The 25,375-nt window shown below is 60.5% G+C and carries 18 protein-coding genes; 5 read left to right on the top strand and 13 right to left on the bottom strand.

The features are described from left to right. Nucleotides 1-96: 96 nt before the first annotated feature. Together EGO55_RS14405 and EGO55_RS14400 are read right to left on the bottom strand one after the other, a co-directional pair. The gene (locus EGO55_RS14405; protein WP_021688681.1) at nt 97-1,881 is read right to left on the bottom strand and encodes a flavin-containing monooxygenase; all 1,785 of its coding nucleotides are present in this window, start codon (nt 1,879-1,881) and stop codon (nt 97-99) included. 279 nt (nt 1,882-2,160) lie between these two features. Continuing rightward, nucleotides 2,161-2,994, bottom strand: a complete 834-nt coding sequence (locus EGO55_RS14400) for an SDR family NAD(P)-dependent oxidoreductase (protein ID WP_210766539.1) — start codon at nt 2,992-2,994, stop codon at nt 2,161-2,163. 406 nt (nt 2,995-3,400) lie between these two features. Here EGO55_RS14400 and EGO55_RS14395 point away from each other — a divergent pair, with 406 nt between their 5' ends. The 4 genes from EGO55_RS14395 (at nt 3,401) to EGO55_RS14380 (ending at nt 7,468) form a co-directional block, all read left to right on the top strand. Beyond that, the gene (locus tag EGO55_RS14395; RefSeq protein ID WP_052023583.1) at nt 3,401-5,050 is read left to right on the top strand and encodes an AMP-binding protein; all 1,650 of its coding nucleotides are present in this window, start codon (nt 3,401-3,403) and stop codon (nt 5,048-5,050) included. Nucleotides 5,051-5,137: 87 nt separating this feature from the next. Then, nucleotides 5,138-6,142 (top strand): DUF7064 domain-containing protein, encoded by a 1,005-nt coding sequence (locus EGO55_RS14390; protein ID WP_021688684.1) that lies wholly within the window; start codon nt 5,138-5,140, stop codon nt 6,140-6,142. Next, nucleotides 6,130-7,143 carry a phosphotransferase family protein gene (locus EGO55_RS14385; protein WP_021688685.1) on the top strand — a complete coding sequence of 338 codons (1,014 nt, stop codon included), beginning with the start codon at nt 6,130-6,132 and terminating at the stop codon, nt 7,141-7,143. The genes EGO55_RS14390 and EGO55_RS14385 overlap by 13 nt, the downstream gene beginning before the upstream one ends. Further along, on the top strand, nt 7,136-7,468 hold the full coding sequence (locus EGO55_RS14380; protein ID WP_021688686.1) for a hypothetical protein: 333 nt from the start codon (nt 7,136-7,138) through the stop codon (nt 7,466-7,468). Before EGO55_RS14385 ends, EGO55_RS14380 begins: the two co-directional genes overlap by 8 nt. Nucleotides 7,469-7,503: 35 nt before the next feature. Here the strand turns inward: EGO55_RS14380 and EGO55_RS14375 are convergent, their stop codons facing one another. From EGO55_RS14375 to EGO55_RS14355, 5 genes are read right to left on the bottom strand one after another with little or no spacing between them, the layout of a single operon-like run. Continuing rightward, on the bottom strand, nt 7,504-8,706 hold the full coding sequence (locus EGO55_RS14375; protein WP_021688687.1) for a mandelate racemase/muconate lactonizing enzyme family protein: 1,203 nt from the start codon (nt 8,704-8,706) through the stop codon (nt 7,504-7,506). Continuing rightward, nucleotides 8,703-9,749, bottom strand: a complete 1,047-nt coding sequence (locus EGO55_RS14370; RefSeq protein ID WP_052023584.1) for a glycoside hydrolase family protein — start codon at nt 9,747-9,749, stop codon at nt 8,703-8,705. Before EGO55_RS14370 ends, EGO55_RS14375 begins: the two co-directional genes overlap by 4 nt. A 31-nt stretch (nt 9,750-9,780) precedes the next feature. Beyond that, nucleotides 9,781-12,054: an arylsulfatase gene (locus EGO55_RS14365; RefSeq protein WP_021688689.1), complete on the bottom strand. Its 2,274-nt coding sequence runs from the start codon at nt 12,052-12,054 to the stop codon at nt 9,781-9,783. A gap of 31 nt (nt 12,055-12,085) precedes the next feature. Continuing rightward, nucleotides 12,086-13,636 (bottom strand): hypothetical protein, encoded by a 1,551-nt coding sequence (locus EGO55_RS14360; RefSeq protein WP_021688690.1) that lies wholly within the window; start codon nt 13,634-13,636, stop codon nt 12,086-12,088. 27 nt (nt 13,637-13,663) lie between these two features. After that, complete coding sequence (locus tag EGO55_RS14355) at nt 13,664-16,078, bottom strand: TonB-dependent receptor (protein WP_021688691.1); 2,415 nt, start codon at nt 16,076-16,078, stop codon at nt 13,664-13,666. A 961-nt stretch (nt 16,079-17,039) separates the two neighbouring features. Between EGO55_RS14355 and EGO55_RS14350 the strand changes: the two genes are divergently transcribed. After that, a complete protein-coding gene (locus EGO55_RS14350) occupies nt 17,040-18,014 on the top strand; it encodes an NmrA family NAD(P)-binding protein (RefSeq protein WP_084619831.1) in 975 nt (324 codons plus the stop codon). Nucleotides 18,015-18,039: 25 nt separating this feature from the next. Here the strand turns inward: EGO55_RS14350 and EGO55_RS14345 are convergent, their stop codons facing one another. The 6 genes from EGO55_RS14345 to EGO55_RS14320 form a co-directional block, all read right to left on the bottom strand. Then, nucleotides 18,040-19,257: a cytochrome P450 gene (locus EGO55_RS14345; protein WP_021688693.1), complete on the bottom strand. Its 1,218-nt coding sequence runs from the start codon at nt 19,255-19,257 to the stop codon at nt 18,040-18,042. Between the two features lie 103 nt (nt 19,258-19,360). Further along, entirely contained in the window at nt 19,361-19,810 is a 450-nt protein-coding gene (locus EGO55_RS14340) for a universal stress protein (protein ID WP_021688694.1), read from the bottom strand. 240 nt (nt 19,811-20,050) lie between these two features. Next, the gene (locus EGO55_RS14335) at nt 20,051-20,833 is read right to left on the bottom strand and encodes an enoyl-CoA hydratase-related protein (RefSeq protein ID WP_021688695.1); all 783 of its coding nucleotides are present in this window, start codon (nt 20,831-20,833) and stop codon (nt 20,051-20,053) included. Between the two features lie 3 nt (nt 20,834-20,836). Next, on the bottom strand, nt 20,837-21,991 hold the full coding sequence (locus EGO55_RS14330; protein ID WP_021688696.1) for an acyl-CoA dehydrogenase family protein: 1,155 nt from the start codon (nt 21,989-21,991) through the stop codon (nt 20,837-20,839). Nucleotides 21,992-21,993: 2 nt separating this feature from the next. Next, a complete protein-coding gene (locus EGO55_RS14325; RefSeq protein WP_021688697.1) occupies nt 21,994-24,153 on the bottom strand; it encodes a 3-hydroxyacyl-CoA dehydrogenase NAD-binding domain-containing protein in 2,160 nt (719 codons plus the stop codon). A 4-nt stretch (nt 24,154-24,157) separates the two neighbouring features. Next, nucleotides 24,158-25,363, bottom strand: coding sequence for an acetyl-CoA C-acetyltransferase (locus tag EGO55_RS14320; RefSeq protein ID WP_021688698.1), 1,206 nt, complete (start codon nt 25,361-25,363; stop codon nt 24,158-24,160). Between the last annotated feature and the right edge of the window lie 12 nt (nt 25,364-25,375).

The following is a 25,375-nucleotide window of genomic DNA, read 5'->3' as shown; positions in this document are numbered from 1 at the left end:
CCGGCCCTTTGCAGCCCGATAGTTCAGGTGCCTTTATGAGAAGTCAATATGTATACCCATAAAAGGTGGCAGATCTCACTGCGATAATCACCTATGTTACCTCAGGGCAAGGCCAGCCATGCTGCCCTCTTCCCGCCATTGGCGCATAAGCGCATTGAACGCGACCGGACCGGCGGAATAGCTCTCGTCCCAGATGGTCACGCCTTCGCCGCCTTCGTTGTTGTAATAACCCGGCGTGCAATTGGCGTAGAACCCGGCGGCCTGGGTGCTGCCCGAACGTATTTCGGCAATCCACGCTTCTTCCGCTTCGGCTGTTGGCTCAATCACCGACATTCCGCGATCACGCGCTGTGCTGAGGATATAGGCAATATGCTTCGCCTGATCATCGATCGTCGTGGTGTAGTTGGCGGCGATCGCATTCTGGCCCTGTCCGACATAGAACCAGTTGGGGAAGTTGTGCACGGTCAGACCATGCAGCGTGCGCATGCCGTCCGACCAGTGATCGGTTAGCTCCAATCCGTCCCGGCCCTTGATCGAAAAACAAATGCGCTGTTGCAGAGATCCGAGGATCTGGAACCCCGAGGCATAGATGATCAGATCGACATCGTACGCCTTGCCCCCCGCAACAACACCGGTTTCGGTAATCTCGGAAATGCCGTTGTCGCCGCTGACGTCGACCAGCGTAACATTGGGCTGGTTGAACGCAGGCAGAAATTCGTCATTGAACGTCGGCCGTTTGCAGAACAGGGCATACCACGCCTTGAGCTTGTCTGCCGTTTCCGGGTCGGACACGAAACTGTCCACCCGCGCACGGCGGCGGTTCATCACCTCTATATCGGCAAGGAGCGCACGCTGGCCCATCTGCTCGGGCGTTTCCGGCGTATCCGGTGCGGTTTCGCGCATAACCCGGCCCGATTCCGTCCACCCATCGCGAATTTCGGCATCGTCGGTGATCCCGTTCACCGCTTCGAGGAACAGGCTGCGCCGCCGTTCCTGCCATCCGGGCGGCTGTGCCGTAAACCATTCGGGATCGGTGGGAATATTGCCCCGCACCCCAACAGACGAAGGCGTGCGCTGGAACACGTGGAGTTCCTTCGCCGTTTTTGCCACGCGCGGGATCAACTGGATGCCGGTCGCCCCGGTGCCGATCACGGCGACACGCTTGTCCGCCAGACCCACCAGATCATCGTGAATGCCACCCCCGGTATAGGCATAGTCCCAGCGGCTGGAATGGAAACTGTGCCCCTTGAAGCGTTCGATCCCCTTGATGCCGGGCAGCTTGGGCCGGCTGGCACGCCCTACCCCCAGCAGGAAATAGCGGGCCGAGAAGCGATCACCCCGGTCCGTTTCGATCTGCCAGCGCCCGGCGGATTCATCCCATGTCGCATTGGTAACGGCGGTCTGGAAGCTCGTCTTGGGATAGAGATCATACCGCTCGCCCAGCAATTGGCAGTATTCGCGGATCTCATCCCCGAAGGCGTAGCGATGCCGCGGAATATAGCCCGTTTCCTCCAGCAGCGGCAGGTAGCTCCAGGATTCGATATCGCACTGCACGCCGGGATAGCGGTTCCAGTACCACGTGCCCCCGAAATCCGATGCCGTATCGACAATCCGGACATCGGTGATCCCCACTTCGCTGAGCCGCGCAGCGGTGAGAATGCCGCTGAACCCTGCACCGATAATCAAGACCTCGACATCGGCCACCACCGGATCGCGTTCCACCCGCCGGGCGGCGTTGGGATCGTGATCGGCGTAATGGCCAAAACTGCCAGCCGCATCGATATATTGCGCGTTGCCCTTGCTATCGATCCGGCGATCGCGCTCCGCCTTGTAGCGGGCAAGGACTGCGGTGGCTTCGTCTTCCGGGGGCAACTGGCTCATGCATATCTCTCCGTCCTGTCCGGCGACATGCGTGGCCACCGAGTCGTTGACGTTTTTATAGCATGATATAATTTAATCGCGTCAAGGGACGAAACGAGCCATCGAATATGGCCGCAGCCGAGGCTGCGCGCGCTATCCGGCGATGCCCTGCAAGAGAGGCCCTGCAAGAGAGGCTCGCGGCAAAACGGCGGATATGCGCGTTCGGGGCCGCCCCCGCCCGCACATACCATCGCCTGTTCAATCCATGAGATTACCGCACCGTGCCCTGTACGGCGCCTGTCAGAAAATCAGGCCGTCGGTCGGGATAACGGGGGCGTTCGTCCATTTCCCTTCGGCCGTGCGGTACCAGCCTGCCGCAGCCAGCGCGCCGCCATCGACATTCAGCGATGTGCCGGTCACCCAGGAAGCCAGCGGGCTGGCCAGGAACAGAATCCCGCCCGCCAGATCGTCCGGCGCACCGAACCGACCCAGTGGAATCCACTGTTTGACCGCATCCTTGTATTCCGGCTTGATATACTGGCTGATGGCCACTTGCGGGGTATCGGTTGTTTCCGGCGCGATAAGGTTGACCCGGATGCCTTCGGGGGCAAGATCCAGCGCCAGACTTTTCGTGAAACCGATCAGGCCGGTCTTGAACACCGAATAGACGCAGTTGAACGGTATCCCCCGGAACCCTTCGATGGAGGAAACGCTAATAATGCTGCCGCCCGGCCCACGCTTGCGGATCAGCGGAATCATCGCGCGGGTGACGGAAAACACCTGCCGCATATTCGTCGCATAGAGGCGTTCGATGTCTTCGTCGGTATGCTCTTCGAAACGTTTGACGATCATCAGAAAATCGCCAACGTTGTTCACCAGCACGTCGAGACCGCCAAACCGCTCGGCAATCGTGGCTGCCAGCGCATCGACATCAGCCTGCACCGTCACGTCGCCTTCGATAACAAGATGGCTGTCACCCAGCGCCGCGCGAACATCCGCAGCCCGCGCCGCGTCTTTTTCAATCGTGACGACAGTCGCCCCTGCTTCGGCAAATGCTTCGCAGGTTGCACGACCAATGCCGACGCCACCACCTGTAACCAGTGCAATCTTTCCGGTAAAATCTATCACAGTCATTCTCCCGATATCAGCGCACCTTAATCCCATAAAAATAAATCACATCAAGTAGTTACTTTATGTATACCAGGTTTCCCCGAATAAACCCCGAAGCCGAAAAATCCGGGCGGCGCACCCTGTGCATCATGCGGCCCCAACTATTGCCCGCAGACATCACAATCCCTTTGACAGAGCAAAATCGGCTGCATAACAATTGGCCAAGTACCCTGATAAGCCTGCACAAACAGAACAACAGCACGATATTATTCGCGCGTCTCTTTGGGAGAGACATACGATATGGGGCGAAAGATAAACCGGTCGGGGAGACCGTCCCCCTCCGCAACCAAATATTTTAAACGGACTGTGCGCCGTCGCGCACCGGGCATCGAAACAGGCCATGCACAGGCCGGTTGATCCACCCCCACACTTGCACAGTGCATACCAGGCCTTCGCGGAGACACTGGCCCGTTGCCCCGACGCCGATTTCCTTTGCATCCCCGCCCGCGCAGAACGCGACTATTGCCCTGATGGGGAAAGCTTCAGCTATGCGCGCATGGCCGGCATGGCCGCAGAGATTCGCGCCTTGCTCGAACGATCGGGCTTCGGCCACGGCCATCGCATCGCGGTAATGCTGGGCAATCGCCCGGAACATTTCCAGCTTTTCCTCGCCGCCAATGCGATCGGCGCCATGATCGTGCCGCTAGGTTTCGATCAGACGGCCGATGAAATTGCCCATGTGCTCGATGACAGTGCTGTCGACCTCATCCTCTCCGTGCCGTCCCAGCGCGAAAGGACTGAAGACGCGCTGGGCAAGATTGCCGGAACGCCGCAGCATTGCGATATATCCGCACTGCCCGATCGCTTCGCGCCACCCCGCAATCCGGGCTTGGCGGCCACACCGGGCCGCGCCACCGATGCCCTGCTGCTCTACACGTCGGGCACTACAGGCCTGCCCAAAGGGTGCCGGGTCACCAACGATTATTTCCTGCACGGGGGCCAGTGGTACATTTCGCGCGGCGGGCGCATGACCGTTCGCAACGACAGAGAACGGATATTCAACCCCTTTCCCATGCTGCACATGAATGCCGGTGTCCTCAGCCTGATGGCGATGATCCTGACCGGCGGCTGCGTGATCAGCGCCGAACGTTTCCACCCCGCCAGTTGGTGGGATGATATCGCCGCCACCCGTGCGACGATCATGCATTACATGGGGGTTATCCCGCCCATCCTGCTCGCGGCCGAACCGAATGCCGCCGAAAAGCGACATCATCTTCGCTTTGCCTTCGGGGCGGGCGTTGCACCGGCCACACATATCGCGTTCGAGAAACGGTTCGGATTTCCCATGGTGGAAGTCTGGGGAATGACCGAAACGGGGCGGACTTTCACCGATCATCTGGAACCGCGATCGATCCACACGCGCGCCATCGGACGGCCGCTGCCCGGCCTTGAGGCGCGCGTGGTCGATTCCGACGACAGGGAAGTACCCCGGGGAACGATTGGCGAGCTGACTGTCCGCCATACCGCAGACGATCCGCGCAAGGGTTTTTTCGGCGGTTATCTCAACCGGCCCGATGCGACCGAGGAGGCATGGCGCGGCGGATGGTTCCACACCGGCGATGTCGTGCGACAGGACGAGGACGGGCTGCTGACCTTTGTCGACCGCACCAAGAACATTATTCGTCGCTCGGGCGAGAACATCTCCGCCAGCGAGGTCGAGGCCGCCCTGGCTTCCCATCCCGATGTCGTGGCCTGCGCCGTGCTGGCCGTGCCTGACGATCTCCGCGAGGAAGAAGTGCTGGCCTGCATCGTGCCCACTGCCGGGGCGCGGCAGGATGCCACCGCCGCCGAGGCGCTGGTGCGCCACTGCCGCGAACGTCTGTCCTATTTCAAGGTGCCGGGCTGGCTGCTGTTTCGCGAAACCTTGCCGACCACCGGCACCAGCAAGGTCCAGCATCGGCTGATTTTCGCAGCGGGCGAAGATCCCCGCACGGTAGCGGGATGCCACGATCTGCGCCCGTTGAAAGCCGCCCTGAGAAAATCGGGCTACGCAGACGATGCAAAGGGCGCATCGGTTTGACTGTTCCTGACACTGCCCGCATGACACCCGTCGGGAGACACGCATCAACGGGTTCATCACGGCGATGCGCGAGAAGGAGAACGGCGTGTGACTGATGGATTCCGCCTACTGCCCGACGATGAATATCCACATACGCCGGATCAGGCGATCAATTTCAACGAAAGCGTCTATTCCAACGCCTTCGACAGGGACAGTGGCGTCGGTGGCTGGATGCGCATCGGCAATCGTGTGAACGAAGGCTATGCGGAAAAATCCGTGGTGCTCTATCTGCCCGATGGCCGCATCGCCTGTTCCTTCGGACGCCCACCGATTGATACCAATACCCGGTTCGAGGCAGAGGGTCAGACGTTCGAAGTTATCGAACCCTTTCGGCATCTGCGGCACAGTTACCGGGGCGAGGTGCTGCTGCTCGATGATCCGCAACTGCTGCGCGATCCCGCCCGTATGATGGCCCAGGCCACCCGGACAGAAGCCGAAGTGGTCTGGGATCATCGTTCCGCCAATCCGCTGCACGGCGGCGAACCGCTGAGCGCGGAACAGCGCACCATGTACGGGCGCGATTTTTCGCGCGGGCATTTCAACCAGCACATCACGACCACCGGCCATATCCGCGTGGGCGATCAGCAATGGCCCGTTACCGGGCATGGCTGGCGCGATCACAGCTGGGGCCCGCGTTACTGGACCAATCTTTTCGCCTACCGCCTGTTTCTCGCCACGTTCGAGGATGGCAAGGGGCTGATGCTGCTCAAGATCTTCGCGCCCGATGGCACGGCCCGTTCAGAAGGGGCCCTGCTGATCGATGGCGAATATGACGAAGTCATGGACCTCAGCGTCGTGACCGACTGGGATGAACGCAAGGACCCCCGTAACGTGCGCATCGGTGTGCGCACGGCAACGCGCTCCGTCACTATCGAGGCCGATGTGCGCACTGTTGCGCCACTGCGCAACCGGCGCAGGGACGGCGATGTCACGCTGATGTCCCGCATTGCCGAAGGGCTTACCCGCTTTCGCTGGGATGGTCAGGAAGCCTGGGGGATGACCGAATACATCGAACGGATCGAAGACGGGAAACCAGTCCTGTGGCCGAACTGACGCATGAGGGCACGGAAGGGTTTGACGATCTTCTGACCGCCGTCAGGCGCCGTTACGGGACCAGCGCCACAATCGACCGGATCGTCGTTCCCACGCTGGGCGGATCGAACCGCACGGTGATTTTCGATCTCGTGCAGGGCAATGGCCGCCGCCGGATGGTTTCCCGACAGGAAACCTACAGCGCAGCCGACAGCCCCTTCCTTCCGACACACGATCAGTTCCGCGCCATGCGGGCCGCTTTCGACCATGGCGTGCCGGTACCGGAACCCCTGTTCGAACTCGATCACGCCGATGGTATGGGCTTCGGTTTCGTTACCGATTTCGTCAGCGGCGAAACCATGCCCAAGACGATCCTGACCAGCGAGAGGTTCGACACCGTGCGTCCGCTGCTGGTGGCACAGATCGGCGGCGTTTTTGCCAAAATGCACAGCATTCCTGCCGAAACTTTCGCATTTTTGGCCGAAACCCCGGACAGCCGCGACCCGATCATGGCGCAACGTGATCGTTACGATGGCTATGGCCAGCCCCGCCCCGCTATTGAAGCAGGACTGCGCTGGCTGGAACGCAACCGGCCACCTGCGGGGGGCCCACGCCCCTTGCATGGCGATTTTCGCCTCGGCAATCTGATGGTGGCACCGGATAAAGGCGCCGTATCGCTGCTCGATTGGGAATGCGCGCATCTGGGATCACCCGCCGAAGATCTGGGATGGCTGTGCATGCGGTCGTGGCGGTTCGGGCAGGTTGGAAAAGCAGCGGCGGGCCTTGGTTCGCGCGAAGATTTGCTGGCAGCCTATACCCGTGCGGGGGGCACGGCCATTACCCCCGATGAGCTACGCTATTGGGAGGTGTTCGGACTGGTGCGCTGGGCCATTCTCAACATCATGCAGGGCCATGGCCATATCAACGGTGAACGGCGCGGACTGGTCTTCGCTGCCTGCGGGCGCAACACCGCCTTGATCGAATACGATCTTCTTATGACATTGGCAGGACATTATGACTGAGCCGTCCCGGGGCCTTCGCCCGCAAGTGCCAACCATGGCCAATCTGCTCCGCACAGTGCGCGACTATCTCGACAGCCACGCAGGCCAACCGGGCAACCGCTTTCAGGCGCAGGTCGCCAGCTATCTGCTGGCCATATGCGAACGGGAAATCGCCTATCGCGGCCCTATGCTGGATGATGGCGCGCAATTGTGCGCGGCGATCCGCGATGGCGCGCATGACGCATGCTGGGACGATCTTATCACCCGCCTGCTGGACGAAACCGTGGTTGCGGTCGAAGTCACACGCCCCGAACTGCTTGACCCCATGCATCGTGCCATCCCCTGACGTGTATTCACGCCGCCGGGGCAGCCCCTAGCCGGTTAGACGGCATATTTCTGCAAGGTCCGTTCGCGCAATTCGATCCCCAGTCCGGGTTTGTCTGACAGGGCCAAATTGCCACCTGCGACATTTTCCAGCGGGTCGATCAGTTCCGCTCGCCACGGCACTTCACCAAATGCGAACTCCAGCAGGGTAAAGTTCGGCACGCCAGCCATGACATGCGCAGCCGCGACATTGCCGATCGGACTGGCCGGGCCATGCGGCGACACGGTGAGACCGGCGGCTTCCGCGATGACCGAAATCTTTTTCAGCTCCAGCATGCCGCCGCACAGTTTCACATCGGGCATCACCGTATCGACGGCACCCGATTGCACATATTTATAGAATGCCTCGATCCCGAAGATCATTTCACCACCGGCGGTAGGCATGCGCGCCGCGCGGTTGATCGCCGCGAGATCGGCCAAATCTTCTTCAGGGGTGACTTCCTCCAGCCAGTAGAGGTTGAGCGGTTCCATCCGCGGCAAAAGCTCGAGCCCTTGCCGCAAAGTGAAACGGCTATGCGCGTCGATCAGCAGATCGCGTTTGGGCCCAATGGCGTCACGCACCGCCTGCGCGCAGGCAATGCCCTGGTTCATACCAGCGGCAATATCCGCGCCTTCCACGGGGACTTTGGGCATTTCATCGAACGGGGCCAGCTTCACCGCCGTGAACCCTGCATCCACCGCTCGCCGGGCCATGGCTGCAAAGCCATCCGGGGTACGCGGGTCCGCCGAACGGTTGATATTGGCATAGAGCGGGATGCGATCGCGCAATTTTCCGCCGAACAACTGGTAGACGGGCACGCCCAGGGCCTTGCCGATCAGGTCCCACAGGCATTGTTCCAGTGCGCTGGCAGCAGACCGCGCCACCCCGTTCGTTTCGCGCACCAGTTTGGCGGCGGCCCCGCGAAACCATTCCACATCGAAAATCGTGCGACCGCGCAACAGGTCGGTCAATTGCCGGATATAGGCGATGGTCTTCTGATCGTTGCCGCCATGCGAGGCATCGCCGACACCGGTCAGGCCATTGGCGGTTTTCAGGCGCACAATCACCCAATTGCCCCGACGATTGACGCGAACCTGAAACACTTCGGCATCGGCAATGGTCGTTTCAGCCGTCCGGCGCGGGGCGGCAATCGCCCCACCCCATGCCATGGTCGCCGCAGGCGCGACAGCCATGGCCCCGAGCAGCGAACGACGCTTCATCGCACCTGCCTTTTACCAGCCGCGCAGGCGGCATCGTTGAAGTGCAGTTCCGCCAGCGCAATCCCGCTTTCGCCGCCCACAGCATAGAGGAGATATGTCCGCCCGTTTTCTTCATAGATCGCGGGATCGCGCAACTGGTTGAGATGGCCGAATGCCGTGCCACGAACCGACGGTTCCAGAGGCGCATCGGCCCCTTCCCACGGGCGCGTGGGGCGCAGGATTTCCACCGCTTCACCCGCTTTCCATTGCGACCAGTCGCCGCGCATGTCGATGCGGCTGAGGTAAATCCGTTCCGGCACATCACCCACGCGGGTCCAGAACACGAACAGTTCATTTCCGCGTTTCAGAAGCGCGGTATGGCGCTGGTCGGTGCCAAACAGCGTCGGACCACGTTCGAAGTCGGTGAAACCGTCTTTTGAACGGAAGAAAATCCCCGGCATGCCCAGCGCGTAACGATAGCCTTCGTGCTGGATCACCCGGAAATAGGACGGCCCCAGCAAGGGCGCGCGCGGTTCGAAATGGATGCCGTCAGACGATGTGGCAACGCGCGTCTGCTGGTTATTCTTCGACAGAATGCCATGATAATAGAGGATGATGCGCTTGTTCGCGTGATCGACATGCACATCGGGGGACGCGATGTGTGCCTTCAGGTTATCGTCGCCCTTATTATCCTGATCGGTGATATCGGGCAGCGCCGTGGGGAACAGGGATTCACCCAGTTGCAGTGTCCCGCCCGCATGAATTTTCCACGGCCCTTCGAGTTTGTCAGCATAGGCAAGGCGAATGCTTTCCCCCTTGTGCGCCGCGAAATAGAGGTAATAGTTCCCCAGTTTCCCTTTCACCCAGTCCGGGACTTTTATCAGCGAAGGCCCCTGCACATTATCGCCCGCAGGTTGATCGATTCCGGCCGGAACAATCGGCCTATCCTGCACGCGGTGCGCCGCGACACAGACCGGCGCCTGCGCTGGCCCTTGCGCTGCCCATACCGTGGCCGGTGCGGCCACCGACAGCAGCAGCGCCATGCCCTTGATCACACTTTTCATGTCGATACTCACTTTCTCACCAGCCATCGCGTCAGCGTTTCGCCTGCGGCGTCACATCAAAATCGACGTTGGATATCGTTCCGGTAAAGCGAAATGGCGCGGTATAGCCCGGCGCAGCAGCCGTGAGCTCGTCCCGCCCGATATCCAGCCCCTCGGTCGCACCACCCGGAATAATGTGGGGGATCGCGACGGAGCCTGCGGCAATGCCGTCAATTTCGAGCGTACCCACCCCGCCTGGCCCGGATGCGTCCGGCTGGAAGACGAAGGCCACCCTTGATGCGCCAGTCGGCACGGGCCTGTCAGATTGCAAGCGGACGCCGTCCTTTTTGCGGTTCTGTTCGTAAACCAGATGGCCATCCTTGATGTAAAACGCCCACCCGGCGGCAACGTCACCCCAGGCAGCCAGCACCCCGCTGTCATTTGCACTGGCGCGTGCAATCTGCGCCTGAATCCTGAACGCCGCACCACGCAACGAAGGTTGGTTGGCGGGTTTGATCGTCGGATCGGTCGGATAGAAGGTGTAGTGCTTCGGGCTTGTCGCGTTACTTACTCGCGCCGTCCGGGTCAGCAGGGTGCTGTCGTCCAACGGAAGCACCTGATAACGCCGCGCAGCTTCCCACCACTTGGCTTCCAGTTCGCGAACCTTTTCAGGATACTGCGACGACAGATCCGTGACCTCGGAGAAATCCTTCTTGAGATTGTACAGTCGCCACGGGTTCTCATAATACTTCGACCCATCGACGCGCCGCGATACGAGACGCCAGCCATCGGCATAATAGGCGCGATTCCCCTCGATCTCGTAATACTGCTCTTTCTTCGTGCTCGCCGCTTTGGGGGCCGCGAAGGAATAGGCCATGCTTACCCCTTCGATGGGTTTGGTTTTCTGACCGTTGAAAGTGGTGGGCGCCTCAAACTTCAACACATCAAGCAGCGTCGGCACGATATCGTTGATGTGGTGGAATTGCGAACGCACTTCACCCCGCGCCTTGATCCCCTTCGGCCAGGTCACAATCAGCGGCACGCGTGTCCCGCCGCCATCTGTCGTGCGCTTTCCTTCACGCAGTGGCGTATTGCTTACCTGCGCCCAACCATGCGGATAATTGGGGAAGGTGTTCCAATCGCCCAAGGTATCATAATACGCCAGATTGTCCGCGTTGGACGCGGGTGTCCCCGACAAATACCCGACAGAGACATTGGCCTCCCCTTCAGGTCCGACGACGCGACTGGCGCCGTTGTCCGAGGTTACGATGAAAATCGTGTTCTCGTACTCGCCGCTCTTCTTCAGGTAGTCGATCAGCCGCCCGATATTTTGATCGGTGCGATCAAGAAACGCGGCGTAGTTCTCCTGGAACCGCGCATACATCTTCTTCTGATCCGGGGTCAGATCCTTCCACGGCACAACACCCGGGTTGTAGGGAGCCAGGTTCGCGTTGCCCGGAACCAGCCCGCTCTTCTTCTGACGCGCGAGGCGCTCTTCCCTGATTTTGTCCCAACCACCATCATACCGCCCCACGTATTTGGCGCGATCTTCCGGCTTTGTATGGTGCGGCGTGTGCATCGCCCCGGTCGCATACCAGAGAAGAAACGGTTTATTCGGGCTGGCGATGCGTTGATTACGGATCAGGTCGATAGCCTTGTCCGTCAGCACATCGGGTAAATAGAAGCTGCCGTCCGTCGGCGGATTCACATAAGTCTGACCTTCGGCCAAAGCTCCGGGGAAGAATTGGCTCTCCTGTCCACCGATAAAGCCGTAGAACTGATCAAAACCACGATGGGTCGGCCAATTGTGGAACGAACCGGCAGGCGTGGAATCCTTGCCCGCCACCTGATGCCATTTGCCGACAGCAATCGTTCCATAACCGTGCAGTTTCAGATGTTCTGCGATCGTCGGCGTATCAAGGCTCAGGTCACCGCGATAGCCGGGCTGGCCGCGATCACTGGTGTAGTGCCAGCCCGATCCCGTGGAATGCTGGTTCAACCCGGTCAGCAATGCGGCACGGCTCGGCGTGCACAATGCAGTGGACGTAAAATGGTTATAACGCAGACCTTCTGAAGCCAGATTGTCGATCGCCGGTGTGTGGATTTCCGAACCGTAAGCCCCGAAATCGGAATACCCCAGATCGTCCAGCAGGATGATAACGATATTGGGTGCCCCCGCCGGCGCTTCGACCGGTTTGGCGTAAACGGGATCAGGTCTATCTGAATCCAGTTCCCGAATGGGTGTCAGATCAGGTGCTGCCCATGCCGGAGAGGCAATTGGCAAACATGTCGCCAGCAAGGCGCGCGCGATGGTTTTCTTGACCATGTCGTAATTCCCCCGATGTCGTCCGTCAGGCCTAAGCCGGGCGATTAATGGTGTAGGATGCGTAAGGTTCGAGCGAGGCAATCGCCGCGACCGGTTCTGGCGGGCGCCAGCGGAACTGTTTCACAGTCACCCGATCGGGATAGACATCGACGATACTGAAACCGTTCCGTTCCTCGATCTTTGCCACATCCTCGGATTCCAGCGCCGACGGATGCCACGGAAACACACCGCGAACCGTACTCGGGAACCCTTGCGTCGCCGTCCCGATCGTGCCGGGCAGGATGGTGTGGATGGGATTGGCGGACAGATCGATATCGCCGCTACGACTGATCTTGCTGATCGCACTGGCGTGCATATCGCCGGAGATACTTATACCAGCCCGGCCGCGTTGCGCGCCAAGCGCGGCAGCCAGACGCTGGTGCTGTTCAAACCAGCCTTGTTGCCAATAGCCCTTGTCATTGTGGAACGCGCTGCTTTCCGAAGGCCCGTCCGCATACCATTCCCCCAGCTTGCCTGCCGTCCAGCCGAAGGGGTTGGATGGGACATGGAAATATTGCTGTGCGGTCGAATTGCGGATGTGATTGAGCAGGAATTCTTCGGCCTTGGGGAAAAGAACCCCGGCATTTGGCCCGGTCGACCATCCCCGGCGGCAATCAAAGAACGCCAGATCCAGAAGCTTGCCGATCTTCAGCGTTTCGACTGTTCCCGCTTCATAGGCATTGCCCCAGTCCGGGCGCCCCAGTGCAATCGGATAGGCCAGAGCCTGGGTCTGTTGTTGCAGGCCGAAAATGAACGGGCGCGGCGGCAGGCTGTAACCCCATGTGCCGGCATTATCGTTTTCGTAATAGTCGTGATCGTCGGTGATGAAGATCAACGGAACCGAGGCAAACCGGTCTTCGTAAATCGAGGCAATCTGCCGTGCGGCCACCGTGTTGACCGAACGGCGGTTGGTTTCCGAATCGAAGGCCAGATCCTGATCGATCCAGGCGATCTTGCGATACAGTTCTTCCGTCTGCGCCCGCCGAACCGGATCACGACGGTACTTCAGCGCCGTATCGAGATCCCAGTAGACATGGTCCCCGTTGGCAACGGCAAGATCCGGAGAAAAGCTGAGTGCCCGATCGAACAGGGCACGGCGAACGGTGACGGGCAGATAGCCATCCGGCCCGCCTGCCTCGTCCCCACCGGCGCAAGTGAAGAACAGCACTCTGAAATGGTCAGGCGCTGAATCCGGCGGTGGCAGCGTTTTCAACTGCCATGGCGCACGCAGCGCCTTGCCCCGTTCATCCGCCAGCGCCAGTTCGTGCGGCTTTCCGGCAGACAGACCGGACTGCACGAACCCCCAGCTATAGCCATCGGCATCCATCTTGCGCGCGGCAACAGCGCGCCCATTGATCTTCAACACGGGTGCCGATGACGGTGGGGTGTCGAGCAGAACCTTGACACCCAGCGTATCATGCGTTGCGGACGGCAGAATGGCCCGGACAGGCGTGGTGGGGCGCGACCAGGCGACCCCGCCCATGAACATGGTGCCCAAACCCATTGCCGCCGCACCGCGGAGCACATGACGTCTATCGTACATCGGAACCTCGTGTCTCAAGAAAGTAGATCAGAACTGCGTGCGCAGGGTTGCGCCAATGGTCCGGGGATCACCTATCCCGCCCGAGATCAGGCCGGTCGTCGCGGCATCGAGCGAATAGAAGTACTTCTTGTCGAAGAGATTGTTTGCCCAGACCGACAGGTCGAACTTGCCGTCATTCAGGCGGATGCCGATCCGGGCATTGGCCACACCATAACCCGGAATTTTGGTATAGCGGGAGTTGCTGGCCGACGTGTCGTTCGATGAACGATGGGTATAGTCGAGACGGGTATAAACCTCGTCGCCGCCACTGCCCAGAATGTTGACCGGTTGCGCCAGATCGAGACCCACGTTCCAGACGAATTTGGGCGCATTAGCGAGCTGTACCCCGCTCAGATCCTGCGTCGGCTTGGCATTGCGATCTTCCGGTGCCGATTGGGCATTGGTGTAATCCTTGTAGACCGCATCGTTATAGGCCGCCCCTGCGGTCAACCGGACATAGCGGCTCGGTGCGACAGTCAGGTCGACCTCGACACCGCGCGACCGCACGCCCGGAATGTTCGAGATATACCGGACAAACGAACTGGTCGCGCCGATCTGTTCGGTAATGGCCGCCTGATAGTTTTTCACCTCGGTCCAGTAAGCCGCCGCGTTAAGCGTCACCTTCCGGTCCCAGAACTGGCTCTTGAAGCCGACTTCCCAGGAATCGACCGTTTCCGGCTTTACGACTGGGGAAACGCCGGCAGGCAGGTTGCCAAGGCTGAGCCCGCCAGACTTGCTGCCGCGCGAATACGTCGCATAGGTCAGGACATCGGGGGCAACCTTGTATGACAGGGTGATCTGCCCGGTCAGCGCACTGTTCTTCAGGCCCGTCGTATAACGGACTTGCGGATAGACGGCATCACGCAGCTTTTGCGCAGCGATCCGGTCGGCTGCACTAAGCAGCGACAAATCGTTTCCTGCGGACGTATACTGATCGAACAGGCCGGTCTTGCGTTCGTGGGTAAAACGCAGGCCTGCGGTCACGTTGAACGCATCGGTCGCATGCCATGTCAGCTGGCCAAACGCGGCGTAGCTCTTGGTGCGCGGTTCGATAATGGAATCCGACCGAAACCCGGTAAAAGCGTAGTTTGCCAGCGTCTGATTGGCCGTGGGGTTGTTCCACAGGGCATAGTCCTTGCCCGCCGCGTAGTGCCCCAGCGCATTCACGACCTGCCAGAAATAATAGACCCCGACGACATAATCGAGTTTGCGTTCACCCGTCGATGCCAGACGCAGTTCCTGGCTGAACTGGCGTTGCCTGTTGGTGGTGCCGCTTAACGTCATGACGGTCAGCGGCGTGTTGTCGACATCGTTGTTCGGATACCAGTCCCACCAGCGATAGGCCGTAACCGAAGTGAGCACGGCATTGCCCAGATCCCAGTCCAGCTTGCCGGAAAGGCCATACCCTTCCATGTTGGCCTGGATCGCGCCTTCCACATCCACCTCGCGGGCGAACGGATCATTGATATCGAAGCGTGGCGTATAGCCGGCCCGCGCCGCGCGCTGCAGCCAGGTGTTGTTGATCGCCGCGCCATTGGCATATTTGTTGAACTGCCCGACAATGCTGGCTGCACGCGAATAGGACGTCTGCTTGGCATAGTCCCCGCTCAGGCGGATCGCGACGTTGTCCGATGCATTGATCAGCAACTGGCCCCGGATCGAGAAGTTGTCGAAATCGTTGATCTTCTTCCCGTTGTAGAGGTTGGTCAGCCAGCCATCGCGATGCGTATCGGACACGGTCACGCGATAGGCGACACTATCGCCCAGCAGCGGGCCGGTCAGTGAACCACGAACCTGATGATATCCGTTTTCGCCATAGCTGGCCTCGCCACGGAACTGTGTTTCGAACTGGGGCGCCTGCGTGGTGATGTTGATCGCACCGGCCGTCGTGTTCTTGCCGAACAGCGTCCCTTGCGGGCCGCGCAGCACTTCGAGACGTTCGATATCGATCAGGTCGAACTGCGACGCGCCGATGCGGCCGTAATAGACATCGTCGATGTAGAACCCGACGCCGATCTCAAGACCATCGTTCTGGTCGGAGTTCGAACCGAGCCCGCGAATATTCACGAACGTATTGCGCGCATTGTTGTTACGAATGGTAAGGCTGGGGGTCAGGTTGGCGATCTGGACCAGATTGAGCGCCCCCGTGCGCTCGATTGTCGAACCGCTGACCACGCTCAGCGCAATCGGCACTTCCTGCGCGCGCTCGGCGCGGCGGCGGGCCGTCACCAGAATTTCGCCATCATTGGGACCAGACGTCACCACACTGGCGGAATCTGCGGATTCCGACTGCGCCTCTTCCGCCTGGGCAGACACTGCCGCCAATGCGAGTACGCTGATACCTGCCGCCAGTGTGGAACGCACGGCAACCACAGGGGCAATGCCCCGAAACAACTTAATCATGAGATGCAACCTCCATGAGGTCAGCCATGCCGCGCACGCAGCCCTACCCCCCGCAGGTCTCACCCATGCGAACGACGGCATACGGCAACACTTCGGCTGGCGACCCGAATGTACCTGAATATGGCCACGCGCTTCTTTGGGACGCCACCAGATGGCGCGCCGCAAATTGCACCGGCTCTTATGTGTGTTGGATCAGTCCGGTGGTCCGGCGCTGGAATCAGATCAAATATTCGCGCATGTCTTGCTCCCTGCATAACAAGGGGAACACGACACCTGGCGTTGCCGCCTTAGCATCGCGCGCTTTAGCGATTTGTAACGCGGAGCAAGCTGCTTCCCATCAAAAGCCGCGGATCGAGAGCCGGTGTGGCGCAGCAGGTCGATCAACCCAACAGCCCGGAATAATCCCTACTTAAATGATAGGGTTATTTTGCGTCAAGCGAAGTTTTCCATGGACTGCCTAAAGCTCTGCTTGCCTTCACCCTTCCACCCCACCCCTGCAAATCTCATCCTTCAGATAAGGATAGCGCAATAATTAATTGTAATATAGTGTATAAATTTGAAAGTCGCGTGGTCAGGCATATCCATCCCTCCACTGGAAATCGGCGTGTAACGCTTCCGAATTTGAATGACCCGGATATCACACGCCACCATAACCCGACTTATTTAATCGGAATTTAGCCTTATTCCAGCATCAAAGGCAGGGGCTGCGCTGTGCGAGTTTCAGACCACCCCGAGGCGCCACGCATGAAGCATCGAGACGATTTTGTCCGAAATGCCAGAATGGGCATTCTCCCAACATCGACAATGCCGCCTCCGCTCCCGTTTCCACAGGATCGGAATTGGTGCCGTTACCATTGCGCACCACGGCGCGTCTTGCACACCTTTCAATATCACGATGGTATCGTGACCAGTCTGCTTGCTGGCACGCCAGTTTGCACCATACAGCTACAAAGGCTCTGCTATGTCCCTATCCGATCCTGATAATGCCCCAGTCCTGATTATCGGCGCCGCTGGCGGACAAGGCGGGGCGGCTGCACGGGCATGTCTCGCGCGGGGGATGCAGGTACGCGCCTTTGTGCGTGATGCCAGTGCTCCTGCCGCTGGCGAATTGCTGTCGCTGGGGGCAGAACTGGTACCCGGCGATCTCGCATCGCGCGAAACAGTAGAACAGGCCGTTCAGGGGGTCCGCGCCGTTTTCTCGGTCCAGCCCGAGAATGCGCCGATTGCATGGACCGAAAACCTGTGCGCCAGCGCCCGTGCCGCCGGGGTCACGCAGTTTGTCCAGTCGACGGTTTCGGGCACGGGCCTGCATGAGGCCACCCCCGGCTGGAGCAACCCTGCCCTGTGGCCGGAATATTGGGAAGGCCGCCATCCGTACTGGGAGCACAAGCAGGCACAGGAACAAGCGGTTCGCACGGCGGGGTTTACCCACTGGTCGCTGGTGCGCCCCCCTATGATTATCGACAACGCCGTCAAATACGCGGCAATCCTGTTCCCCCGGCTGGCTTCGGATGGCTGCATCGTCTCCTGCGTGCCAGAAGAGATCGCAGTGCCCTATATCTCCTATGCGAGCATCGGTGCGGCGGTAGCGCAGATCATGCGCGACCCCGCCACCTATTCGGGCGCCACGCTGGAAATTGCCGACGAGGAGCTCACCGATGCGCAACTCGCCCACGCCCTGATGGAAGGTACCGGAAAACCCGTCACAGCGCTTCATGTGGATGCCGCACGTGCGCGCGAACTGGGGGTATCACCGCGCATCGTAACCCAGCACCTCTGGCTGGGTGAGATCGGCTATCCCGCACGTTCCGCCGCAGCACGGCGGTACGGCCTTACGCCCGTGCCGATCGCCGAGTGGGCGAAACGCAACGCGGCACATCTTGTTGTTGGCGATCCGGCGAAATCGCCCCTGCTATCGACCCGGGACGCGGACTGAGAAGGACGCGTTGCCCCCTCCTGCTTTAAGGGCGGCACACCAGACGGGCAGGAATGGGTTGATGGCCAAGGCTGCCGGGCAAAGGTGGGTAGATCGCGCCTTCGACGGGTTCAAGCCGCTCCAGCCGGTCCAGCAAAGCCGCGACCATAATACGCGCCTCCAGCCGGGCCAGCCCTGCGCCGGGGCAAAAATGCGAGCCGGTCCCGAATGCGATATGGCGGCGGACATTGCCCCGGTCGAGCAGGAAATCATCGCCGTCAGCAAACAGTCTTTCATCGTGATTGGCGGACCCGATGCCGATCTCCACGCAATCACCGGCGCGCATGACGGCACCGTTCAGCACCACGTCCCGCGTGCAACGGCGGGTGGTGCGCTGCACAGGGGCATCACGCCGCAGCGATTCCTCGACAAACAAGGGCACAAGGCTGCGATCGTCCTGCAACTGTGCCCAAAGGGCGGCATCCTGAACCAGACGATTGACGAGATGTACCAACAACGAACGGGTGGTGTGTACACCCGCCTGGATCATGAAATGCAGTTGCGTCACGATTTCCGCATCGCTCAACCGCCGCCCTTCGATCACCGCATCTATCATCACGGCAATGACGGGATTTGTCGGAACAGGCAGTCGTCGCTGCACGGCCACGGCTTCCCCAAAGTAGACATGGCTGCGTGGCCCGCCGGGGGGCGCCGTTGACGAACATGGCCGCTGCATCAAGGTGCCATCCCACGACCATGCCATGAAATGCGCAATGGCATCGTCACCAAATCCCATCAGCCGCGCCATCGCAAAGGCGGGTATAGCCATGGCATACTGTTCATGCAGATCAACGGACGGCGCCTGCAACATCGCATCGATCAATTGATGGCAATGGTGTTCCAACGCCTTTTCCAGCTCACGCAGCCGGGAAGGCGTCACAACGGCCTGGAACAGCTGACGCATTTCCTTGTGGCGCGGTTCTTCGATCTCGCTCAGATAAAGTTGTTCGGACGGGATTGTTTCAAGACCGGTCGACACGCCCGTAATCGCGGACAGGTCGGAACGAAACGTTTCGACATCGCTCAGCGCGCTGACAACGTCATCATAGCGCGACAGATACCATGCGCCCTCAGCGAGAGGCAAAACGGGCTGTTCCTGCCGGATGCGCGCCAGCATGGGAAACGGGACGCCATCATCCACAAAACGCGGATCATGCGGGTCGAATGCGATTTCCCCCCGATCGACGCAACCTTCATCTGCCATACGGGCCCTCCTGTGTGAACGACCCTCATCATAGCCACGCGGCACGCCGTGCGGAAAAATCAATACACCGGTTTCCAAATACCCGGAGTTTACACTTCCGGCCTTACCGCACCACCAGAACAGGAATTCCGCAACGCGCCAGGACATCGGATGTCTGGCTACCCAACAGCACACGTCCCAACCCGCTGCGTCCGTGCGATGCCATCGCAATAAGTTGGCAGTTACGCGTTTTGGCCGTTTCGATGATCGCGTCGGCGGGCACCGCGTCGGGCACATGAAGCGTGTCGGCCTCAACCCCCAGCTTTCGTGCCGTCACCATGGCCGATGCGAGAATTTCATCCGCCACTTCCTCCTGACTCAAGCTGTCTTCATAGCCCGGCCGTTCGCCCGAATTGGGGTCCCATTTGGGCGATCCCCCATGATTCCCTAGACGCTCCGTTACTGTGATGATCGTCGCACGCGCGCCAAGATCCTTCGCAAGTGCCAGACCGGATTCAACGCCTTTCCGGGCCACATCCGAGCCATCGGTCGAAATCAGAATATGCTCGTACATGCTTTCCTCCACAGCACAGCCAGCGGATCACCGTCCGCACATATGGGTTGTCCGTACACGGCAAGGCAACAAGCTGGACTGATCCAGATCAAGGATTATCGCTATTTTCTGCGATCGACGGCGCTGCTCTTGCAGAGCCCGCCATGCAGGGGCGATTGGGGACCCCATCGGGTCCAGCGCACATGATCGAAATCCGGAGGAGGCAGGTTATTCTTACGATCAAGCCTTGCCCCACACGCCCTAGCGCCCTTTGAATACGGGTTTGCGGCGTTCCCTGAAGGCTTGCATACCTTCGATAAAATCCTCGCTTCGGCCGGCTTCGCACTGTCCGATCCGTTCGGCGGCCAAGGCCTCGGCAAGATCGCTTTCCTGTGCCTTCCAGGCAAGCTGCTTGATCAGCGCCAGCGAATGGGGGCCGGAAGCCAGATTTCGAGCCAACGTCTGGGCCTCTTCGTCCAGCGCGGCGTCCGGCACGATCCGGCTGATCAACCCCCAATCGAATGCGTCTGCTGCCGCCAGCTTCTCACCCAGCAGCATCAGCCGCATCGCCCGAACCCGTCCGATCGCCTTGCTCAAAAGCCATGACGAACCGCCATCGGGCACCAGCCCGACATGGGGGAAGGCGAAGAAGAAATAAGCGTTTTCCGAACAGAGGATGATGTCGCCAGCCATGGCGATACCGCACCCCACACCGGCCACGGCCCCGCGCAGGGCGACGACCACGGGTTGCGTCATGCGGCGCATTTCCTCAATCACGGGATTAAAGGTGCGCTCGAGTTGCGCGCCGCCATCGCGCAGCGGGTCGGCAATCAGTTCCGCGGCATCATCCAGATTCGCGCCCGAACAGAAGGCGCGTCCTTCCCCCGTTAGGATCACTGCACGCGCTTCGGCCCCGGCACGCCGCAGCGCTGCGAGCAATTCCATGCCCATCGCTTCGGAGGCAGCATTCAGCGTGGCCGGATCGTTGAGCGCGATCCGGGCCACACCATCGGCCAAAGCATATGTGACAAGCGCGCCGTTCATGATCTAGAGCTTACGATCATCGAGGCCGAGTGAACGCCCGATGATTTCCAGCATGATTTCCGTGGCGCCAGCGAATATCCGCGTCACGCGCGCATCGGTAAACATACGGCTGACGCGGTATTCGTCCATATAGCCCGCACCGCCATGAAGCTGGACACACTGGTCCAGCACACGGCCTTCCAGTTCGCTGCCCAGCAATTTGGCGGCAGAGGCGTCTTCTGCCGAAAGCGCCCCCTCGTTGTGCAACAGCACACACTGATCGACGTAAGTCTGCGCCATATCGATTTCGGCACGCATGCGCGCCATGGCAAAGCGGCTGTTCTGGAACGTGCCGATCGGTCGCCCAAAGGCCTTACGGTCCTTGACATAATCCAGCGTCAGATCGAACCCGGCCTGCGCTGCGGCGACAGAACCGATAGCCACGACCAGACGTTCCTGCGCCAGCAGACGAGCGAGATACTTGAACCCCATACCCGGTTCGCCCAGCAGGTTTTCGCGGGGCACACGGACATCGTTGAAGAACAGTTCGGCGGTGTCCTGGCTCTTCATGCCCATTTTTTCGAGCCGTTTGCCACGCTCGAACCCGGGCGTGTCACGTTCCACCACGAACAGGCTGATCCCATGCGGCCGTTCAGGATCGGTGCGCGCGGCAACCACCACGACATCGCCCAGAATACCGTTCGAGATAAAGGTTTTGGCCCCGTTCAGCAACCAGTGATCGCCCTTGTCCTCCGCCCGGGTACGCATGCCCGCCAGGTCAGACCCGGTGGATGGTTCGGTCATGGCGACCGCGCCGATCAGGTCGCCACTAACCAGTCCCGGCAACCACCGCTGTTTCTGCGCATCGTTACCCAGCTTGGCGATATAGGGGGCAACGATGTTCGAATGCAGATTGATATAGAACCCGCTATCGCCATGGGCGGCGTTCTCTTCGATAATGATCTGTTCGAAGCGGAAATCGTCAATTCCCGCACCGCCATAGGCCTCGTCGGCCCAGGTGCAGAGCAGACCCAGTTCACCCGCCTTGGTGTAGAGATCGCGATCCACCATCCCCGCCTTGCGGAAGCGTTCCCAATGGGGGGACACTTCCGCCTGCATGAACCGGCGGACCGTATCCCGGAACTGTTCGTGTTCAGGTTCGAAGATAACGCGCCGCATGGTCAGGCCGCTTCCACGGGATAGAACGCTTCACCCTTGGCGGCGCGGTCGCGCAACCAGGCCGACGGGGCAAAACGCGGGCCATATTGCTGCGTCAGGCGATCCGCCTCGCGCACGAAGGTCTCAAGACCGATCGTATCGATGTAGCTGAGCGTCCCGCCGGTCCAGGCCGGGAAACCCCACCCGTAAACGGCGCCAAGATCGGCATCCTGCGCAGTTTCGAGCACGCCCTGTTCGAGACAGCGCGCCGTTTCGATGGCCTGCGTATAAAGGAAGCGGGTCTTGAGTTCATCCTGTTCGGGCTGTTCGGGAGCAGCCGGGAACTGTTCCCTGAGGCCTGCCCACAAATGCTTGGGCCCTTCGGCCGGATACTCGTAGAAACCCGCGCCTGCCTTGCGGCTACTGCGACCAAGAGCGATCATCGCCTTCAGCGCATCGACGCCGCCGCGCGCGACATAGTTGGGATCGTTCTGGGCAATCGCCTGCTCGTTGATCTTGATCGGCAAGTCCATGGTCACTTCGTCGAGCAGCGCCAGCGGGCCCACCGGGAACCCGGCCGCCTTGGCCGCATTCTCGATCCGGGCAGGCTCAACACCTTCTTCCAGCATAGCGGCGCCTTCATAGACCAGCGTCTGGAACACGCGGCTGGTGTAGAATCCACGGCTGTCGTTGACGACAATCGGCGTCTTGCGGATCTGGGCAATGAAATCGAGCGCCTTGGCCAGCGTTTCCGGCGACGTCTGCTTGCCCATGATCAGTTCGACCAGTCCCATCCGGTCGACCGGCGAGAAGAAGTGCATGCCGATGAACTGGTCCGGACGTGCCGATGCCTCGGCCAGACCGGAAATCGGCAGGGTCGAGGTGTTGGACGCATAAATCGCATCAGCCGGGATCACCGCCTCGGCCTTGCGTGTGGTTTCGGCCTTGATTTCGACATCCTCGAACACGGCCTCGACCACCAGCTGGCAACCTGTCAGCAGCGCGAAATCATCCGTGGGCGTGATCCGGGCAAGCTGGGCATCCATCTTGTCCTGGCTCAACGCGCCCTTGGCCACCTGCTTGGCCCAGACTTTCTCGCTATAGCCCTTGCCCTTGCTGGCAGAGGCCTGATCGCGATCGATCAGGATGACTTCGATCCCGGCGACGGCAGCCACCAGTGCGATCCCGGCACCCATCATGCCAGCGCCCACGACACCGACCTTGGTGTAGGTCGTCTTGGGCACGCCAGCCGGGCGACGCGCGCCCTTTTCAGCCGCCTGTTTGGAAATGAACGTGGTGCGAACGATATTGCGCGCCACGGGATCGGTCAGCAGCCGGGCGAAATACTTGCTTTCCACCGACAGCGCCTTGTCCATCGGCAGTTGCATGCCTTCGAACACCGATTGCAGCACGGCAATCGGTGCTGGCAGGTTGTAGCCCGCATCGCGCACGACCCCTGCCGCAGCAACGGAAGCGCCCATCGCCACTTCGGGCACCATCATGCCGCGCATTTCGGGCATGAAGAAACCTTTGCGATCCCATGTCTGGCTGGGTTCGGGATTGCTGGCCAACCATTCGCGTGCCTTGGCAACAACCTGATCGGCAGGCGCCAGCGCATCGACGATACCGGCCTTCAAGGCATCGGCGGGGCGGAGCGACTTGCCTGTCAGAAGCAGACCCAGCGCCTTGTCCGCGCCCAGCAGGCGCACCATGCGCTGCGTCCCGCCCGAAGCGGGCAGAAGACCCAGCGTTACTTCGGGCAGGCCGACGACCGCCTTGGGATCATCGGCCAGAACGCGATAATGGCAAGCCAGCGCCAGTTCGAACCCGCCGCCGAGAGCAAGACCATTCATCGCACAGGCGACCGGCTTGCCCATGGTTTCCAGCGCACGATGCATGCGCGTGGCGTTGTGGCTGAATTCATAGGCTTCGGGCCGGGTCATCCGGCCATAAGCGGCCACCATCAGCTTGAGATCGGCCCCGGCCATGAAGGCCGGTTTGCCCGATGTCACGATCACCCCGGTGACGGCATCGTCACCCTGCAGATCGGCAATGGCCGCGTTCATGTCGGCGATGAAGGCATTGCCAACGACGTTCATCGTTTCGTCGGCATTGTCGAGCGTGATGACAGCGACGCCGTCAGCGCCCTTTTCAACACGGATATGGCGATAGGTTTGGCTCATGGGATCAGACTCGCTCGATAATGGTGGCGATGCCCATGCCGTTGCCGGCGCACAGCAAAGCCATTGCGGTGTTCAGGTTTTGGCGTTCCAGTTCATCCAGCACGGTGCCGAGGATCATGGCCCCGCTCGCGCCCAGTGGATGGCCCAGCGCGATCGCGCCGCCGTTGACGTTCATCCGGGCCGGATCGACGTCCATATGATTCATGAAGCGCAGCACAACGCTGGCGAATGCCTCGTTCAATTCCCACAGGTCGATATCGTCCTTGGTCATTCCGGTGTGCTTCAACGCCTTCTTGGCGACATCAACCGGTGCGGTGAGCATGATCGTCGGTTCCGAACCGATCGTGGCCCAGCCCCGGATACGCGCGCGCGGCGTCAAACCTGCAGCTTTTCCGAAATCGGCATTACCCAGCAATACGACCCCGGCACCATCGACAATCCCTGACGAATTGCCGCCGGTATGGACATGATTGAGTTCTTCGATCTGCGGGTACCGCTCTTTGGCCACGCGTGCGTAACCCATCCCTGCCGCAGCGGGGAACGCCGGTTTGAGGCTGGCCAACGATTCCACCGTCGTAGTCGGACGGCGATGTTCGTCGTTGTCCAGAATCACTTCGCCCATTGCATCCCTGACCGGCACGATCGACCGGGCGAAGCGACCTTCGTCCCATGCAATACCAGCGCGGCGCTGGCTCTCGGCAGCATAGCTGTCGACATCATTGCGGCTGTAACCTTCCAGCGTGGCGATGATGTCTGCACCAATCCCCTGCGGCGCGTAATAGTTATGATAGGCGACCCAGGGATCGGCCGCCCAGGCCCCGGTGTCGTACCCCATCTTGACGCGGCTCATGGATTCCACGCCGCCGCCTACGCCGGCGCAGGCCATTCCGGTCGCAATCTGTGCGGCGACATTGTTGACCCCTTCCAGGCCAGAGGCACAGAAACGGTGGACCTGTTGTGCGGCCACAGTCTGCGCGTAACCCGCGCTGATCACCGCAGCGCGCGCCAGCACGCCGCCCTGTTCGCTAACCGGCTGCGCACAGCCGATCACGACATCGTCGAGCAGCGCCGTGTCGAGCCCGTTGCGGGTTTGCAACGCTTCGAGCGTCTGCGCGACCAGCTGCACCGGGGGAATTTCGTGAAGCGCACCATCCGGGCGGCCCTTGCCGCGCGGTGTGCGCACATGATCGTAAATGTAAACGTCCTGCATTGGCTTCGTGCT

This window comes from Caenibius tardaugens NBRC 16725 (assembly GCF_003860345.1).
GTDB lineage: Bacteria > Pseudomonadota > Alphaproteobacteria > Sphingomonadales > Sphingomonadaceae > Caenibius > Caenibius tardaugens.
This window is presented reverse-complemented; position numbering and strand designations above follow the sequence as displayed.